Source organism: Pseudoflavonifractor intestinihominis (assembly GCF_040096055.1).
Lineage (GTDB): Bacteria > Bacillota > Clostridia > Oscillospirales > Oscillospiraceae > Pseudoflavonifractor > Pseudoflavonifractor intestinihominis.
This window is the reverse complement of the sequence record NZ_JBBMFK010000061.1, coordinates 1-1,509: the sequence shown is the minus strand read 5'-3', so window position 1 is coordinate 1,509 and position 1,509 is coordinate 1. Positions and strand designations below refer to the sequence as shown.

The window sequence follows — 1,509 nt, the reverse complement described above, 5'->3', positions numbered from 1 at the left end:
ATAGAATGGCGAAAGCCGTTCTAGTTGGGTAAAACAATTAGCCAATTTGCAAAACTTCTGTGAAGCCTGCATAATTCATGATCAAATGTAGAACCAGAAAGGTTCTACGGAAGGTCAAGCTAATAAGAGCGCAAGGGGAATGCCTTGGCATCAGGAGCCGATGAAGGACGTGGCAAGCTGCGATAAGCTTCGGTGAGGCGCAAACAGCCTTTGACCCGGAGATTTCCGAATGGGGAAACCCCCTGGAGCAATACTCCAGGAACCTGCGTTGAATCAAATAGGCGTAGGTGGGGAACCGCCTGAACTGAAACATCTAAGTAGGGCGAGGAAGAGAAATCAACAGAGATTCCGCAAGTAGTGGCGAGCGAACGCGGAAGAGGGCAAACCGGTGGATTTATCCACCGGGGTTGTGGACCGACATCACGGCGCAATAGTTTAACCGAACGGCATGGGAAGGCCGGCCATAGCGGGTGACAGCCCCGTAGGTGAAAGATGAGTTGTGTCAGTCGGGATCCAGAGTACCGCCGGACACGTGAAACCCGGTGGGAAACTGGGGGGACCACCCTCCAACCCTAAATACTACCTGATGACCGATAGAGGAGCAGTACCGTGAGGGAAAGGTGAAAAGGACCCCGGGAGGGGAGTGAAATAGAACCTGAAACCTTGTGCTTACAAGCACTCAAAGCCCGTTAAAGGGTGATGAGGTACCTTTTGTAGAATGGTCCGGCGAGTTATTGTAACAAGCAAGCTTAAGGTATTCAGTACCGGAGGCGAAGGGAAACCGAGTGTGAACAGCGCGTGTGAAGTTTGTTGCAATAGACCCGAAACCGGGTGACCTATCCATGGGCAGGTTGAAGTGGAGGTAAAACTCCATGGAGGACCGAACGCACGCCCGTTGCAATGGTCGGCGATGACCTGTGGATAGCGGTGAAATTCCAATCGAACTCGGAGATAGCTGGTTCTCCCCGAAATAGCTTTAGGGCTAGCGTTAGTTTAGATTACCGGAGGTAAAGCACTGAATGGGCTAGGGGCCGATAAGGTTACTGAACCCTATCAAACTCTGAATGCCGGATAATTGATGACTAGCAGTCAGACTGCGTGAGATAAGTTTCGTAGTCAAAAGGGAAACAGCCCAGACCCACAGCTAAGGTCCCAAATACATGCTAAGTGGAAAACGATGTGGAGTTGCGAAAACAACCAGGATGTTGGCTTAGAAGCAGCCACTCATTAAAAGAGTGCGTAATAGCTCACTGGTCGAGTGACTCTGCGCGGAAAATATAACGGGGCTAAGCATGTAACCGAAGCTTGGGCTTGTCTTAGGACAGGGGTAGGGGAGCGTCGTGTATGGGGTGAAGTCGTAGCGAAAGCAGCGGTGGACTGTACACGAGTGAGAATGCCGGAATGAGTAGCGAGAATTATGTGGGAATCATAATGGCCGAAAATCTAAGGTTTCTTGGGGAAGGTTCGTCCGCCCAAGGTAAGCCGGGAGCTAAGGCGAGGCCGAGAGGC

General features: G+C 51.3%; 1 rRNA gene. It reads left to right on the top strand.

Annotated features, from left to right (window positions below):
• Nucleotides 1-112 precede the first annotated feature (112 nt).
• Nucleotides 113-1,509: ribosomal RNA gene (locus tag WMO64_RS17000) — 23S ribosomal RNA — on the top strand; the annotation flags it as partial.